The organism is Pseudomonas sp. 24 E 13, from assembly GCF_900004715.1.
Classification (GTDB): domain Bacteria; phylum Pseudomonadota; class Gammaproteobacteria; order Pseudomonadales; family Pseudomonadaceae; genus Aquipseudomonas; species Aquipseudomonas orientalis_A.
This window is the reverse complement of the sequence record NZ_CVTO01000126.1, coordinates 30,505-45,522: the sequence shown is the minus strand read 5'-3', so window position 1 is coordinate 45,522 and position 15,018 is coordinate 30,505. Positions and strand designations below refer to the sequence as shown.

Annotated in this window: 19 protein-coding genes and 1 riboswitch; of the genes, 9 read left to right on the top strand and 10 right to left on the bottom strand. The window is 60.8% G+C overall.

The features are described 5' to 3' along the window. Nucleotides 1–156 precede the first annotated feature (156 nt). On the bottom strand, nucleotides 157–789 hold the full coding sequence (locus BFP90_RS15725; protein WP_065897298.1) for a LysE family translocator: 633 nt from the start codon (nucleotides 787–789) through the stop codon (nucleotides 157–159). Between the two features lie 84 nt (nucleotides 790–873). On the opposite strand from BFP90_RS15725, the gene BFP90_RS15720 reads away from it, so the two are divergent. The 3 genes from BFP90_RS15720 to BFP90_RS15710 all read left to right on the top strand — a co-directional run bounded on the left by BFP90_RS15720 (nucleotide 874) and on the right by BFP90_RS15710 (nucleotide 3,713). Continuing rightward, the gene (locus tag BFP90_RS15720; RefSeq protein ID WP_065897297.1) at nucleotides 874–1,839 is read left to right on the top strand and encodes a 2-hydroxyacid dehydrogenase; all 966 of its coding nucleotides are present in this window, start codon (nucleotides 874–876) and stop codon (nucleotides 1,837–1,839) included. Between the two features lie 30 nt (nucleotides 1,840–1,869). Next, nucleotides 1,870–2,868, top strand: coding sequence for a class I SAM-dependent methyltransferase (locus BFP90_RS15715; RefSeq protein ID WP_065885811.1), 999 nt, complete (start codon nucleotides 1,870–1,872; stop codon nucleotides 2,866–2,868). 51 nt (nucleotides 2,869–2,919) lie between these two features. After that, nucleotides 2,920–3,039: riboswitch (yybP-ykoY riboswitch) on the top strand. Between the two features lie 89 nt (nucleotides 3,040–3,128). Then, a complete protein-coding gene (locus BFP90_RS15710; protein ID WP_005784895.1) occupies nucleotides 3,129–3,713 on the top strand; it encodes a TMEM165/GDT1 family protein in 585 nt (194 codons plus the stop codon). 150 nt (nucleotides 3,714–3,863) lie between these two features. On the opposite strand, the gene BFP90_RS15705 is transcribed toward BFP90_RS15710, so the two are convergent. The 4 genes from BFP90_RS15705 to BFP90_RS15690 form a co-directional block, all read right to left on the bottom strand. Beyond that, nucleotides 3,864–4,682 (bottom strand): M48 family metallopeptidase, encoded by an 819-nt coding sequence (locus BFP90_RS15705; protein WP_065897296.1) that lies wholly within the window; start codon nucleotides 4,680–4,682, stop codon nucleotides 3,864–3,866. 122 nt (nucleotides 4,683–4,804) lie between these two features. Beyond that, nucleotides 4,805–5,425, bottom strand: coding sequence for an SOS response-associated peptidase (locus BFP90_RS15700; RefSeq protein ID WP_065892629.1), 621 nt, complete (start codon nucleotides 5,423–5,425; stop codon nucleotides 4,805–4,807). Between the two features lie 37 nt (nucleotides 5,426–5,462). Then, on the bottom strand, nucleotides 5,463–5,723 hold the full coding sequence (locus BFP90_RS15695; protein ID WP_065885808.1) for a putative signal transducing protein: 261 nt from the start codon (nucleotides 5,721–5,723) through the stop codon (nucleotides 5,463–5,465). Between the two features lie 11 nt (nucleotides 5,724–5,734). Continuing rightward, on the bottom strand, nucleotides 5,735–5,917 hold the full coding sequence (locus tag BFP90_RS15690; RefSeq protein ID WP_065885807.1) for a CPXCG motif-containing cysteine-rich protein: 183 nt from the start codon (nucleotides 5,915–5,917) through the stop codon (nucleotides 5,735–5,737). Nucleotides 5,918–6,049: 132 nt separating this feature from the next. Here BFP90_RS15690 and BFP90_RS15685 point away from each other — a divergent pair, with 132 nt between their 5' ends. Next, a complete protein-coding gene (locus BFP90_RS15685; protein WP_176718045.1) occupies nucleotides 6,050–7,213 on the top strand; it encodes a 1-acyl-sn-glycerol-3-phosphate acyltransferase in 1,164 nt (387 codons plus the stop codon). Nucleotides 7,214–7,287: 74 nt separating this feature from the next. Here BFP90_RS15685 and BFP90_RS15680 read toward each other — a convergent pair whose 3' ends face one another. Further along, the gene (locus BFP90_RS15680) at nucleotides 7,288–7,536 is read right to left on the bottom strand and encodes a hypothetical protein (RefSeq protein WP_065897294.1); all 249 of its coding nucleotides are present in this window, start codon (nucleotides 7,534–7,536) and stop codon (nucleotides 7,288–7,290) included. 184 nt (nucleotides 7,537–7,720) lie between these two features. On the opposite strand from BFP90_RS15680, the gene BFP90_RS15675 reads away from it, so the two are divergent. After that, nucleotides 7,721–7,930 carry a hypothetical protein gene (locus tag BFP90_RS15675; protein ID WP_065885804.1) on the top strand — a complete coding sequence of 70 codons (210 nt, stop codon included), beginning with the start codon at nucleotides 7,721–7,723 and terminating at the stop codon, nucleotides 7,928–7,930. A gap of 57 nt (nucleotides 7,931–7,987) precedes the next feature. Here BFP90_RS15675 and BFP90_RS15670 read toward each other — a convergent pair whose 3' ends face one another. Then, on the bottom strand, nucleotides 7,988–8,572 hold the full coding sequence (locus tag BFP90_RS15670) for a YajG family lipoprotein (RefSeq protein ID WP_057724591.1): 585 nt from the start codon (nucleotides 8,570–8,572) through the stop codon (nucleotides 7,988–7,990). A 182-nt stretch (nucleotides 8,573–8,754) separates the two neighbouring features. On the opposite strand from BFP90_RS15670, the gene BFP90_RS15665 reads away from it, so the two are divergent. After that, a complete protein-coding gene (locus BFP90_RS15665; RefSeq protein ID WP_065885803.1) occupies nucleotides 8,755–8,988 on the top strand; it encodes a hypothetical protein in 234 nt (77 codons plus the stop codon). Nucleotides 8,989–9,690: 702 nt separating this feature from the next. Continuing rightward, the gene (gene mqo, locus BFP90_RS15660; protein ID WP_065897292.1) at nucleotides 9,691–11,229 is read left to right on the top strand and encodes a malate dehydrogenase (quinone); all 1,539 of its coding nucleotides are present in this window, start codon (nucleotides 9,691–9,693) and stop codon (nucleotides 11,227–11,229) included. 103 nt (nucleotides 11,230–11,332) lie between these two features. Here the strand turns inward: mqo and BFP90_RS15655 are convergent, their stop codons facing one another. From BFP90_RS15655 to BFP90_RS15645, 3 genes are all read right to left on the bottom strand, one after another. Further along, a complete protein-coding gene (locus BFP90_RS15655; RefSeq protein WP_065892632.1) occupies nucleotides 11,333–11,620 on the bottom strand; it encodes a PA4642 family protein in 288 nt (95 codons plus the stop codon). A gap of 107 nt (nucleotides 11,621–11,727) precedes the next feature. Then, nucleotides 11,728–12,195, bottom strand: a complete 468-nt coding sequence (locus tag BFP90_RS15650; protein WP_065892633.1) for a WbuC family cupin fold metalloprotein — start codon at nucleotides 12,193–12,195, stop codon at nucleotides 11,728–11,730. Nucleotides 12,196–12,198: 3 nt separating this feature from the next. After that, complete coding sequence (locus tag BFP90_RS15645) at nucleotides 12,199–12,756, bottom strand: hypoxanthine-guanine phosphoribosyltransferase (RefSeq protein ID WP_065885799.1); 558 nt, start codon at nucleotides 12,754–12,756, stop codon at nucleotides 12,199–12,201. A gap of 163 nt (nucleotides 12,757–12,919) precedes the next feature. Between BFP90_RS15645 and upp the strand changes: the two genes are divergently transcribed. Continuing rightward, nucleotides 12,920–13,558 carry a uracil phosphoribosyltransferase gene (gene upp, locus BFP90_RS15640; protein WP_003188608.1) on the top strand — a complete coding sequence of 213 codons (639 nt, stop codon included), beginning with the start codon at nucleotides 12,920–12,922 and terminating at the stop codon, nucleotides 13,556–13,558. 2 nt (nucleotides 13,559–13,560) lie between these two features. Further along, nucleotides 13,561–14,835, top strand: coding sequence for a uracil-xanthine permease family protein (locus BFP90_RS15635; protein WP_065885798.1), 1,275 nt, complete (start codon nucleotides 13,561–13,563; stop codon nucleotides 14,833–14,835). Nucleotides 14,836–15,018 lie beyond the last annotated feature (183 nt).

Genomic DNA, 15,018 nt, shown 5'->3' with positions numbered 1-15,018 from the left:
AACGGGGCGCCTGAGATCAAGATCAAAAGCCAGATCAAGAGCGGCTCGCTTCGCATCGTGGTTGCGGTTGGGTGCTACGCAGGTGTGTCGATACCTATGGCTATCGGGGGCAAGCCCCCTCCCACATTTTTTACCGTGCCCGCTCAAGGGCAGCGATTACTTCATGCTCGTGAACGCCAACTTCACCCCAATCGCGATCAACACCGCGCCCATGGTGCGATCGAACCAATGCCCCATCTTCGCAAACCCGGCGCGCACGCGCTGCTGGCTGAACAGCATGGCCACCAGGCAAAACCACAGCGCTGTCGCCACCGCCAGGTACACGCCATAACCGGCCTGCACCGCCAGCGGTGTGTGCGGGTTGATCACCACGGTGAACAGCGACAGGAAAAACAGCGTGGCCTTGGGATTCAAACCGTTGGTCACAAAACCTGCGGTAAACGCGCCACGCGGGGTGCGCTCGTCCACCTCGCGATGCAGCTCGCCTTCCACCGGTGGCTTGGCCGGTTGCGCGCGCAGCGCCTTGAAGCCGATATACAGCAGGTACGCCGCCGCCGCCCATTTCAATGCATTGAACAGCACGATGGACTGGGACACGATCAAGCCGATGCCCAGCAACGAGTAACCAACGTGGAGGAAAATCGCCGAACCGACGCCCAGCGCAGTCCATGTGCCGGCGCGACGGCCATGGGTCACGCTTTCACGCACCACTACGGCGAAGTCAGGCCCGGGGCTGGCGACCGCCAACAAGTGAATCAAGGCTACGGTCAAAAACTCGGCGACGTACATGCTCACTCCATTAAGTAACGGATTATTTCATCTGATAGGCTCAGCAGATTACGCCTTCGAACTCCGCCGCAAAAGGTACAGTTGATGATGAACAAGCGCCGCGCCGTTTTCCTCGATCACCCCTCCCTGGACCTCGGCGACCTCGACCTCAGCGGATTGCGTGACTGCTTCAGCGAGCTGCAGCTGTGCGAGCAGACCACGCCGCAGAATGTGCGCGAACGCTTGCAGGGTGCTCAAGTCGCCATCACTAACAAAGTCCCGCTCAGCGCCGAGATCCTGGCGGCCTGCCCCGACCTCAAGCTGATCCTGGTGTCGGCCACCGGCACCAATAACATCGACCTTGAAGCCGCCCGCGCCCAGGGCATCACCGTGAGCAACTGCCAGGGCTACGGCACGCCGTCGGTGGCCCAGCACACGATCATGCTGCTGCTCAACCTGGCCACGCGCTTGAAGGACTATCAGCGCGATGTGGCAGCCGGCAAATGGCAGCAGGCCAGGCAGTTCTGCCTGCTGGACTACCCGATTGTCGAGCTGGAAGGCAAGACGCTGGGCCTGCTCGGCCATGGCGAACTGGGCAGCGCCGTGGCACGTCTGGCCGAAGCCTTTGGCATGCGCGTGGTGCTGGGCGCGATTCCCGGGCGCCCTGCCCGCGCCGACCGCATGCCGCTGGATGAACTGCTGGGGCAGGTCGATGCGCTGACCTTGCACTGCCCGCTCAACGAGCACACCCGCGATTTTATCGGGGCTCGCGAACTGGCCTTGCTCAAGCCCGGCGCGTTTATCGTCAACACCGCACGCGGCGGCTTGATCAACGAACAGGCGCTGGCGGATGCATTGCGCAACGGCCACCTGGGTGGTGCGGCCACCGATGTGTTGAGTGTCGAGCCTCCGGTAAACGGCAACCCGCTGCTGGCCGGCGATATCCCTCGGCTAATCGTCACGCCCCATAATGCCTGGGGCAGCCGTGAAGCGCGGCAGCGGATCGTCGCGCAATTAAGCGAAAACGCCCTGGGCTTTTTCAACGGTGCCCCGCTGCGCGTCGTCGCTTGATAAACTGCGCCCCTTTTCAAGGAGCAGACCATGGATCCGCGCAGTGAAGTACTGCTTCGCCAGGCCGAACTTTTTCAAGGCAACCTGCTGCTGGTCGGTTTGCCTGCCGACGATTTGCTCGGACGCCTGCCCAACGCCCACGGCTGGAGCTGGCACGCCGGCGATCAGGCGGCGTTGGAGGCGCGTTTTCCCGAGCGCAGCCAATTCGGCGTGAAGGTGCCCGAACGCGCATTTGAGGCCGCGGTGATTTTCCTGCCCAAGTCCAAGGACCTCACCGACTACCTGCTCAACGCCGTGGCCGCGCGCCTGCCCGGCGCCGAGCTGTTTCTGGTGGGCGAAAAAAAGGCCGGCATCGAAAGCGCGGCCAAGCAGATGATCCCCTTCGGCAAACCGCGCAAGCTGGATAACGCGCGGCACTGCCAGCTCTGGCAGGTCACGGTGGGCAACGCGCCGCAGGCGCCCGACCTGGATAGCCTGGCGCAGACCTTCGAGGTACCGCTGGTCGACGGGCCGCTCAAGGTGGTGAGCCTGCCGGGCGTGTTCAGCCATGGTCGCCTGGACCGGGGCACCGAACTGTTGCTGGAACACCTGGACAAGCTGCCCAGCGGGCATTTGCTCGACTTTGGCTGCGGCGCCGGCGTATTGGGAGCAGCGGTGAAACGTCGCTACCCGCACAACACCGTGACCCTGCTAGATGTGGACGCCTTCGCCGCCGCCAGCAGCCGCCTGACCCTGGCTGCCAATGACCTGGAAGCCGAAGTACTGACCGGTGACGGCATCGACGCCGCACCGATGGGTTTGAACGCGATTTTAAGCAACCCGCCGTTCCATGTCGGGGTGCACACGGATTACTTCGCTACGGAAAACCTGCTGCGAAAAGCAGGCAAACATCTGGCAAAAGGCGGCGAACTGCGCCTGGTCGCCAATAGCTTCCTGAAATACCAGCCGCTGATCGAAGAGCATCTGGGCATCTGCGCGATCAAGGCCGAGGGCAACGGTTTTCGCATCTACCGGGCCAAGCGTCCCTGACGGGCGTTTGAAAAAGAACGCTTGCCGAAAGGGTTTTGCCTAGGCAGAATCCGCAGCGTCCTAGGGGAGTAGTCTCCCACGAGCGCCATGCTCGTCCGGCATACGTCAACATACTTGGTCAGCAGACCATGGCGTATGCGACCCAGGAGTCCGCACAGACGGACCGGGGTCTGACAAGACCTATGACACGCACACCTTACCCGGGGCGGGAAGGCTGTACGTGTCATAGCCGTGTCGACCCGCCCCTGGAAACCTACCTGATGCTGGATTCATTGCTCGTACCTACCGCAATCGTTGCCCTGGCCGAAATCGGCGACAAGACGCAACTGCTCGCACTCATTCTCGCTGCCCGCTTTCGCAAGCCCTGGCCCATCATTGCCGGCATCGTCGCCGCGACCCTGGCCAACCATGCGGCTGCCGGTGCAGTGGGAGCCTGGTTCGGAAGTTTCTTCTCCGACGCGGTGCTGCACTGGATTCTCGCGGCAAGCTTCTGCGCCACGGCGCTGTGGACCCTGGTGCCGGACAAACTCGACGATGACGAAGCCAGCACCACGCGCAAGTTCGGGCCGTTCCTGACCACGCTGATTGCATTCTTCCTCGCGGAAATCGGTGATAAGACCCAGATCGCCACGGTGATGCTGGCGGCCCAGTATCCGGAGTTGTGGCTGGTGATTATCGGGACCACCCTAGGCATGCTGATTGCCAACGTACCGGTGGTGCTGGCGGGGAATTTTGCGGCGGAGAAGCTGCCGTTGACCTTGATTCGGCGCTTGGCGGCTACGGCGTTTTTTGTGCTGGCGATTGTCGCGGTGTACAAGGCCATGCAGAGCAGTGGCTGGATCTAAGGAACCAGGGCTGTAAACCCAATCCAATGTGGGAGGCGCGGTGCGACGATTCGACTTGCCCCCGATAGCGGTGGGTCAGCTGATGAATACTTGGCTGAGAGGCCGCCATCGGGGGCAAGCCCCCTCCCACATTTTGATCTCGATCAGGCCTTAGGATTTTTTGGCCTGTTGGTACAGCGGCATGACCTTCGGAATCGCCGCCTGCAACGAGGCAATGCGGCTATCAGACGCCGGGTGAGTGCTCATGAACTCCGGCGGCGCGCCTTCCGAGGCCTTGGCCATCTTGTTCCACAGCGTGATGGCCGCGTTCGGGTTGTAACCGGCGCGGGCGGCCAGTTCGAGGCCGATCAGGTCGGCTTCGTTTTCATTGCTGCGGCTGTTGGGCAAGGTCATGCCATAGTTGGCCACGGTATCGGCCAGCGCCAGGCTGTCCTGGCCGAGCCCGAATATTGCACCGGCGCCCTGTTTGGCCATCTCGATGCCGTAAGCCTTGGACATGGCTTCGCGGCCGTGTTCGCGCAAGGCGTGGGCGATTTCATGGCCCATCACGGCGGCGAGTTCATCATCGGTGAGCTTGAGATTATCGATCAATGCGCTGTACACCAGGATCTTGCCACCCGGCCCGCAGTTGGCGTTCATCTCGTCGCTCTTGATCAGGTTCACTTCCCACTTCCATTGCGCCGCATCCGGGCGGAAGGTCGGTGCCTGGGCAATCAGGCGATTGGCAATGGCCTGCACACGCTTGGCGTTGGCGCTGGTCTTGTCCAGAGTCCCTTTGCCACTGGCCTCACCCAGGGTCTGCTGGTAGGACTGGGCGTACATCTGGTCGACTTCCTGGCTCGACAGCATGCTGAACATGTACTGCTTGCGCTCAACCCCCACCGCGCCGCCGCTGGTAGTGTTGACCGACTGACACCCGGCCAGCAGCATCGCTGCAACCAACCCACTTACCGCCAATGACTTCTTCATGAACACGCTCCCTGGAAACATGGCGCGTATCGTAGGCGGACATTTGTATCCGCGCCAGATACATCAGACGTTTAACGGGTGTATTTCGGATCGATCCCACGTGCCGGCCGATAAGCTCAGGCTCAAGCCGGGGTCAGGCACTCCGGCCCGTTGAGCTTGGGATCGTTGACCATATTGGCCAGCACCCGCTCGCGCAACGCGGCGGGCTCAGCGGCCAGCAGACTTTGCAGCACATGCAGCGGCGTCTCGGGGTCCAGCCAGGCAGCCTGCCCCGCCTCGTCCAGGATCAACGGTCGGCGCTGGGCCTGCGCCGCTTGAGTGATGACCGCCGTGCTCAACCACACCTGCTCCTGCACCGGGTACGCTTCCCAGATCGCCGCAAAAAACAGCGTGGAGCCTTCCCCCGGTGTCAGCCAGTATGGGCGCTTGCGCTGGGTGCCGCGCCATTCGTAAAACCCGTTGGCGGGCAGCAGGCAGCGGCGCTGGCGGAACGCTTCGCGAAACATCGGCTGTTCGGCCACGGTTTCGGCGCGGGCGTGGGCGGGTGTGCGGGAGAGGTCGGTGAGCCACGGCGGTGTGAGCCCCCAGCGCGCACGCGCCAGGCTGAGCTGGCCATCGATGGCACGCTGGATCAGCACCGAATCATTGGGGGAGATATTCCACTGGGCCTGCTGGTCGGCCGGGAAACCCGGCAAGGCAGCAAAGGCGGGGTTCCAGCGAAACAGGGCATAACGTCCACACATGGGGCAACACGACTCTTGGGGTAAACCGACCGACAGCCTAACAGACCAATACGTCGGGCAAGCTGTCGGCGTCATCAAAGGGTAAGGGCTGCGCGTCGTTATAGGCGGTTATGAGCTCGCGTGCGCAAGCGGCTTGATCATTATCGACCTCCAGTCCCAGCAAGCCGAAGATCGGCAGCTCACCCGTCCCACCGAGCAAATGGCGACCCACCAGGTGCGCCTCGATGCCTTCGCTGGCAAGCATCTGTTGCAGCAGCTCGCCTTCCATGAGGTTTTCCGGTTCGTAGATTCGCTGCATGGATATACCTGTCAGTCATTCTCGCTGCGGGTTTCGAGCATCCACTCTTCACCATGGACCTGCAGGTCGAAGGTGATCGGTCGGCAACACACCTGGCAGTCCTCGATATAAACCTGATCACCGCCGGACAAATCCACCGTCGTTTCGACCGTTTCCCCACAATAAGGACAATCGTACAGCGCAGTTTCCAGCATCGCAGTCTCCCAGGTGACTTGTGCGTATAATCGCCGGTCTATTCACAGGGCTATTGCCGGCTGAGCCCGTTTACTCACGCCGCCCCTGGTATTTCCTTTACTTACCCTAGCCGTTTCTAACAAGAGAGCATGATGGGCGAATTCGATACCATCCGACCTTACAACGACAGCGAAGTCCCCGCAGTACTGGACCGGCTGTTCAGTGACAAGGCCTTTCTGGACATCCTGACTCACTTTCGCTTCCCGCGCTTTGCCGGCGCGCTGGGCTGGCTGCTCAAGCCGATGATCGCGCGCAAACTGCGCCGTGAGTTCGCCGGCGTCACCACCGTGGCGACGCTGCAGGATAAAGTCGAGTATTACGTCGACCATACCATCGACCGCGCGACCGACGGCGTGACCTACACCGGCGTCGAGCAATTGAAGTCCGGCACCGCCTACCTGTTCCTGGCCAACCACCGTGACATCGTGATGGACCCGGCCTTCGTCAACTACGCCGTCTACCATGCCGGCCTGCCGACGCCGCGCATCGCCATCGGCGACAACCTGCTGCAGAAACCGTTTGTCAGCGACCTGATGCGCTTGAACAAGAGCTTCATCGTGCACCGCTCGATCACCGGGCGAAAGGAAAAGATGGCGGCCTACCAGTTGCTGTCGGCCTACATCAACCATTCGATCCGCAACGACTGCCAGTCGATCTGGATCGCCCAGGCGGAAGGCCGGGCCAAGGATGGGGATGATCGCACCGAATCGGCGATCCTCAAGATGTTCCACGTCAGCCGTAAGGACGAGCCGTTCGCCGAAGTCATCCAGTCGTTGAACCTGACGCCGGTGTCGATCAGCTATGAATATGATCCGTGCGACGCCGCCAAGGCCCGCGAGTTGTATATCCGCGCCACCACCGGCACCTACAGCAAGGCGCCGGGCGAGGATGACGTGAGCATTGCGCTGGGCATCACCGGCTACAAAGGCCGGGTGCACGTGAATTTCGCGCCACCGATTACCGAGCGCTTCGAGGACACCAAGTTGCTGGCGGTCGAAATGGACCGGCAGATTCTGGGCGGTTATCGGCTGTTCCCGGTGCACTACCTGGCTTACGCCCAATGGAGCGATGCCGACCCGCAACTGGACGTGCCCAAGGCCGAAGACGTATTCCCGGCCGATGAGCTGGCCAAGGCGAAGGCCGAGTGGGAACGGCGCTTGAATGAATGCCCGTCCGAGCATCGTCCGTACCTGGTGACGCAATATGCGACGCCGGTGCGTAATCAATACCGGGTCAAAGCCGGGATCCCTCTGTAGACTTCGATCAAAATGTGGGAGGGGGCAAGTCGAATCGTCGCACCGCCCCTACCACATTTGAATCCCAAGTGTTCCTAGAAGTGGGTACTGAGCCAGGAAATGGCCAGCGCCCACCCCAGCATAGAGAACCCTACACGGTAAGCCTGGCGATGCGCCCGTTCGGTGCGCGTGTCCAGAAACAACATCGGCTGGTCAATGGCGCGTTCTTCACTTTGCGCGGTGAGTTCGGCCATCGCCCGTTGCGCCCGCAGGCGAGTGATGAACAGCAGTATGGCGCCGCAGCAGGCAACCATCAGGGCAACAGCATTGATCAGCAGCGCCATCGCAAAACCTCGGCGAAACAGTATTCGGGTATCGGTCCAGATACGAACCTGAACGATAGTGGCTCCCTGCGCCTTTAATGCTCCCTCCCCGTTGACGGTTTAATGTATCCAGTAATTTACAGCGTCACCTGAACGTCACCTTAACAGGCCACTCTGTTGCCCTTCGACGCTTGAGGAGCTTGTCATGCTGCACGCGCAAAACCAGGACCGGCTGTATCTGATCGCCCCGAGCGATGAACAGGAAGCCCTGATCGGCGGCCTTGCCTTCAATGTCCAGGACCGCCATTGGCTGGTGTATTGCGCCCTCGCCGGGCACCCGCATGCCGACTTGCCGGAGCTGGACTTACTCACGGGCGTGAGCATGCTGGATTTCTACGTCGATACCGCCGCCTGAAAGCGACAGGCATAAAAAAACCGGGCTCAGCGATGAGCCCGGTTTTGCGTGAACAGCTTATTGCGAACTGAGCAACTGGCCGATGCTTGGGTCCTTGAACAGTCGGGTCAAGGCATCGCTGAGCACGTCGCTGACCAGCTTGGTGTTGGTTTCCTGGTTCGGCGACATGCCGAAGCGCTGGTTGAGGGACGCGGCATAGCGGCCGCTGTAGCGACGGGTACCGGCGCTGACGTCGGACTTGAAGGTAGCGCCGATGGACGCTTCGGTCACATACAGGCCTTCCTTGGGCGACTGGTATTTCAGTTCGGCCAGGGTAACGGTCAGTTGCGGCGCGCCGGGCGAATTGGTCGGGGTAAAGCCCAGCAAGCGCACAGCGGCTTCAGCCTGGGCCTGCAGCTTGGGCAGCACGTCCTGGCCGGTCACCGAAATCAGCGCGGTCTCCGGGTACAGGCCGCCACGGGAACCGAGGGTCGGTGACGGGCGACCGTCCACTACACGCACCGATACAGGCTGGCCGTGACCGACCGGCGCCAACTGCGCCGTGACTTTAGGTTGCGGGCTGAGTTGTTGCGGGCTATTGGCGCAGCCAACCAAAGCCAAACTGGTCACAGTGATCAAACCGAACAACAGGCGTTGCAACATACTCATTTCTCCAGGACTAGGCGCACACAGGCCGCCAGTATAACGGTGCACGCGCATCACCCACCAGCGATCCTGAACCGCAGCTGAAGACATCGGCAAATTACAATTTCCCATCAAAACGTCATTCCCCTGTCATGCCAGACTGACAACCTTCAAGCATGTAACGCAACCGGTACACAGCCATGCGCCTTCTCAAGTCACTGTTCCTGTCACACAGCCGCCACCGCCACTTTGCGCTGCTCGATGCCCACGGTCATTGCCTGGCGTTCAAGCAATGCAGCCTGCCGCCCGTCGGTGAAGGCTGGGTCGAAGTCGCGGAGACGCATCTGGGCTGGATGCACCGCCCGCTGCCGGCCAGTGCCAGGGTCAGCCCTCAGTTTGTACGCGCACAATCGCACCAAGCGTTGGCCTCCTGACCGGCGCACTAATAAAAGTCATAAAACACGCCCATTTCCCTGGCGTTCTTCGCTACAATCTCCCCCCGATTATAAGGACGTCTCCTGATCGGGCCCCGCAGCATCGTTATTGCCTCGGCATTAACCTCCAAATCGCCCACAGAGAGCCGCCCACACAGATCGAGTGAAGCTGGCGTGCTTGCTGTTTCCTGTGCAAACCACCCGTCTTTATCGAATCTGCCAGAGCTGCCATTGCGCTCGGCCACTTGAGTTGTTTGCCCGTTTTGCGGGCCAGGTGCCAGGCTGGGGCAGCCCTTTTTTGAGGTTCACGTCTTCAAAAGAGCGTGAAAAAAACGGGTTTTCACAACTTCACAAGAGTGTGGCGAGCAAATGAATAGTTTGGCGTTTGTACAAGCACCATCAGCGTCTGAAACAGCCCAACACAGGACCGAGCGTTCCTCAATAACCGGAGCTTGAGCCTGTCCGCTACGGATTGGTTGCACGAATCGCACGCTTTGACCATAAGTCGAATTGCCACAGGCGCCCATGAATGCGTTCATAGACAGATTAGCCGGGCAGGAAGCGTGCGCTGAAGTTGCAAAGAATTGCGAAACGGACATGGCGATCCTGGCCATGGGTAACCTGGGGCAACACGTGAACCGCCCCGTCACTCCTGGCAGCCATGCCGTCAATTTGGTGCTGCAGATTTTGGAGACGCGTTAAATGGCGCATAACGAAGCAGTCGACGTAGTTCTGGTAGGGGCCGGCATCATGAGTGCCACCCTGGCCGTACTGCTCAAGGAGCTCGACCCCGGCCTCAAGCTGGAAGTCGTTGAGCTGATGGACTCGGGTGCCGCGGAGAGTTCCAACCCGTGGAACAACGCCGGTACCGGCCATGCCGGGCTCTGTGAGCTGAACTACACGCCGCAGGCCGCCGATGGTTCCATCGACATCAAGAAAGCCGTGCACATCAACACCCAGTTCGAGGTGTCAAAACAGTTCTGGGCGTACCTGGCCAAAAAGGGCACCTTTGGTTCGTGCAAGTCCTTTATCAGCCCGGTCCCGCACTTGAGTTTCGTGCAGGGCGAAAACGGCGTTGCCTTCCTCAAGAAGCGTTTTGAAACCCTCGTCCAGCATCATGCGTTTTCGGACATGCACTACACCGAAGACCGCAGCGAGATGGCCGAGTGGATGCCGCTGATGATGCCGGGCCGCCCGCTCGACGAAAAAATCGCCGCCACCCGCGTGATCAATGGCACTGACGTCAACTTTGGCGCCCTGACCAACCAACTGCTCAACCACCTGACCAGTTCGCCGGACGCTCAGGTCAAGTACTGCAAGCGCGTCACCGACCTCAAGCGCAATGGTGCGAGCTGGACCGTCAGCATCAAGGACGTCAACAGCGGCAACAGCCGCGAAGTGGATGCCCGCTTCGTGTTCCTCGGCGCCGGTGGCGCGGCCCTGCCGCTGCTGCAGGCTTCGGGCATCGAAGAAAGCAAAGGCTTCGGCGGTTTCCCGGTCAGCGGCCAGTGGCTGCGCTGCGATAACCCGGAAGTGGTCAAGCAGCACCAGGCCAAGGTCTATAGCCAGGCGGCCGTGGGTTCGCCACCGATGTCCGTGCCGCACCTGGACACCCGCGTGGTGGATGGCCAGAAGTCGCTGTTGTTCGGCCCCTACGCGGGGTTCACCACCAAGTTCCTCAAGCACGGCTCGTTCCTGGACCTGCCGATGTCGATCCGCGCCGGCAACATCGGCCCGATGCTGGCAGTGGCTCGCGACAACATGGACCTGACCAAGTACCTGGTCAGCGAAGTGCGCCAGTCCATGGAGCAGCGCCTGGAATCCCTGCGCCGCTTCTACCCCGAAGCGAAAGCCGAAGACTGGCGCCTGGAAGTGGCCGGCCAACGCGTGCAGATCATCAAGAAGGACCCGAAGAAAGGCGGCGTGCTGCAATTCGGCACCGAGCTGGTTGCCGCCGCGGATGGTTCGCTGGCGGCACTGCTGGGCGCCTCGCCGGGCGCTTCAGTGACGGTGTCGATCATGCTGGATTTGATCGAGCGCTGCTTCCCGGAGAAAGCCAACGGTGAATGGGCGACCAAGCTGCACGAGATCTTCCCGGCACGCGAAAACGTGCTGGAGACGGATGCCGAGCTGTATCGCACGATCAATACGCAGAACAACATCAGCCTTGAGCTGGTGGAGCCTGTAGGAGCGAGCTCGCTCGCGAAAAACGTCAACGATAACGCAGCGCAAGTGGATTAACGCGGCGCTCTCAGGTTCTTCGCGAGCAAGCTCGCGCCTACCGTTAAAAGCGAAACGCCCCGGACTCTTATGAGGCCGGGGCGTTTTTTATTGCTTCGGCTAATCAGCCGCGAGCGTTGTCGATCAGCGCGATGTACTCGGCGGCGTGGCGCTGGTCCTTGATCAGGTCGACAAAGGTCTGGCCATGCTCGTCCTTGCCGTCCAGGTCCAGGCCAGCTTCCTTGAAGAACCCCAGGAAGCGCTCGAAGTCGTCGATACGTAGGCCGCGATAGGCCTTGATCAGTTTGTGCAGGGACGGAGAAGTCGCATCGACCGGTTCGAAGTTCAGGAACAACTTGATCTGGTCGTCGCCGATCTCGTCACCGATCACCTGTATTTTATCTTTACGCATTACCGACTCCAGCCTGCAGACATTGACACGGGGTTTGAAGTCTACCTGTGGTGCACAGGCTTCGAAAGCGTTGAAAAGCCCCCTCCCACATTTGGATTTTGGTCAGTTCAATCGAACTGCGCGAGCATCCAGCGTTGGTAGTCGGCCACACCGGCATCGCCTTCGCGCGGTGCCCAGGTGGCCAGCTCACCCTCACCCACCGGCCGATAAGGCCCGGCCTTGCATTCGAACATCACCGTATCGGGTTCCAGCACCGCCAGGCCATGGAATACGCCGGGCGGCAGGTCGACGCCCGCGCACTCGCCGCCCGCCTGCATGACGCGCTTGGCGAGGACTTCACCGGTTTCGCTGAATATCAGCAAACCCAAGCGGCCCTTGAGCACCAGCAAGGTTTCCGCCTTGTCCGCGCTCAGGTGCCGATGAGGCGGCACATAGGTACTCGGTTGCAGGGCCACGGCGAGGCGATGACAGGGTTCTTCCATCTGGTGGAAGTTGTGATGGTGCCGGCCACGGGGGCTGTCGCCCGCTTTCTCGGCCAACTCTGCAAATAAGGTCTGATCAAGAAAACGGGCCATCGATTACATTCCTTTAACGGCGTAGATGCCATTGGCGTTACGCCAGTAGCCCTTATAGTCCATGCCATAACCGAAGATATAGCGGTCGATGCACGGCAGCCCGACGAAATCGGCTTTCAGCTCGGGGCGCGCCTTGCGATCGTGGTCTTTGTCGATCAGCACGGCGGTGTGCACTTTACGCGCGCCGGCATGTTTGCAGAAGTCGATGATCGCGCCCAGGGTATGCCCTTCGTCGAGGATGTCGTCGATGATCAGCACGTCACGGTCGATAAACGACACTTCCGGCTTGGCTTTCCAGAACAGATCGCCGCCACTGGTTTCGTTGCGATAGCGGGTGGCGTGCAGGTAAGAAGCTTCCAACGGGAATTGCAGATGGGTGAGCAATTTGCCGGCGAAGATCAGGCCACCGTTCATCACGCAGAAAACCACTGGGTTGGTGTCGGCCATTTCGCGGGTGATGTGCGCGCCAACCTTGGCAATCGCTGCTTCGACTTGCGCTTCGGTGTACAGGCAGTCAGCCTCGTGCATGATTTGACGGATATGCTCGAGATCAGCGGACATGGCGCTCTCCAGGGGGTGCTGTGGCAAGAAAAGCGGGCGAAGGTACGCTTCTACTGCGCTCCAATCAAGCCTTTATGGACTAACGTACTTGATGTCTATAGGACAACACCCTCGGATAGATTAATCTAGGCCGGTTTTTTTGCCCGCCGCCGGAGCCTTTCCCATGCCCACTCGCGAGATCCGCCACCCGCTGATCCGACACAAACTCGGCCTTATGCGCCGCGCCGACATCAGCACGAAGAACTTCCGTGAGCTTGCTCAGGAAGTCGGAGCGCTGCTCACTTACGAAGCCACCAAGGATTTGCCCCTGGAGACCTACGAGATCCCCGGTTGGGCCGGTCCCGTACAAGTGGAGAAAATCGCCGGTAAGAAAATCACCGTGGTCCCGATCCTGCGCGCCGGTATCGGCATGCTCGAAGGCGTGCTCAGCCTGATCCCGGGCGCCAAGGTCAGCGCCGTGGGCGTGGCCCGCAATGAAGAAACCTTGCAGGCCCACACCTACCTGGAAAAACTCGTCCCGGAAATCAACGAGCGCCTGGCCATGATCATCGACCCGATGCTCGCCACCGGCAGTTCCATGGTCGCCACCATCGACCTGCTGAAAAAAGCCGGTTGCCGCGACATTCGCGCCATGGTGCTGGTGGCCGCCCCCGAAGGCATCGCCGCCGTCGAGAAAGCGCACCCTGACGTGCAGATCTACACCGCCTCCATCGACGAACGCCTGAATGAACACGGCTACATCATCCCGGGCCTGGGCGATGCCGGTGACAAGATCTTCGGCACCAAGCAGAAGGACGCGTGACCATGCAGGATGAATTCAACGACCCGCTTTGGCGCCAGATCCTGTCTGGCGCACAGATGCTCTTCGTAGCATTTGGCGCGCTGGTGTTGATGCCGCTGATCACAGGTCTTGATCCAAACGTCGCACTGTTCACCGCAGGCCTGGGCACGTTGTTGTTCCAGGTGGTGACGGGACGGCAGGTGCCGGTGTTCCTGGCATCGAGCTTTGCGTTCATCACCCCGATCATTCTTGCCAAGGGCCAGTTCGGCCTGGCGGCGACCATGGGCGGGGTGATGGCGGCGGGTTTCGTCTATACCTTCCTGGGCCTTGCCGTGAAGGTCAAAGGCACCGGTTTCATCGACCGACTGCTGCCGCCGGTCGTCATCGGCCCGGTGATCATTTCCATCGGCCTGGCCATGGCGCCGATTGCCGCCAATATGGCCATGGGCAAGTCCGGCGACGGCGCCGAGTTGATCCACTACCAGACGGCCATGCTGATCTCGATGCCAGCCCTGCTGACCACCTTGATCGTGGCCGTGTTCGGCAAGGGCATTTTCCGCCTGGTGCCGATCATCTCCGGCGTGCTGGTGGGTTTTGCCATGTCGTTCTACTTCGGCGTGGTCGACACGGCGAAGATCGCCGCCGCACCGTGGTTCGCCCTGCCCCACTTCACCGCGCCGGAGTTCAACTGGCAGGCGATCCTGTTTATCGTGCCGGTGGCCCTGGCCCCTGCGATCGAACATATCGGTGGCGTGATTGCGGTAGGCAGCGTGACCGGTCGCGACTACCTGAAGAAGCCCGGCCTGCATCGCACCTTGCTGGGTGACGGGATTGCCACCACGGCCGCCGGCCTGTTTGGCGGCCCGCCCAATACCACCTACGCCGAAGTGACGGGCGCGGTGATGCTGACCAAGAACTACAACCCGAAAATCATGACCTGGGCCGCGGTGTTCGCGATCAGCCTGGCGTTCATCGGCAAGTTCGGCGCGCTGCTGCAAAGCATTCCGGTGCCGGTGATGGGCGGGATTCTGTGCCTGCTGTTCGGCTCGATTGCGGCGGTGGGGATGAATACGCTGATCCGCCACAGGATCGACCTGGGTGAAGCGCGCAATCTGGTGATTGTGTCGGTGACCCTGGTGTTCGGGATTGGTGGTGTGCTGGTAGGCACCGGCACCGGCCCGGACGATTTCGGCCTCAAGGGCATCGCCCTATGTGCGGTGGTGGCGATTGGTTTGAACCTGCTGCTGCCGGGCAATGATGGCTGGAAGAACAAGAAGCCTGACGAACCGCTGCTCTAACTAAATGCGGGAGGGGGCTTGCCCCCGATGGCAGTGTGTCAGTCAATACATCTATTGACTGACACACTGCCATCGGGGCCTAGGTATCTACACAACTCTGTAACGCTCAACCGTAACCACGATGCGCAGCGAGTCGCTCTTGATCTTGATCTGCTTTTGATCTTGATCTCAGGCGCCCCGTTA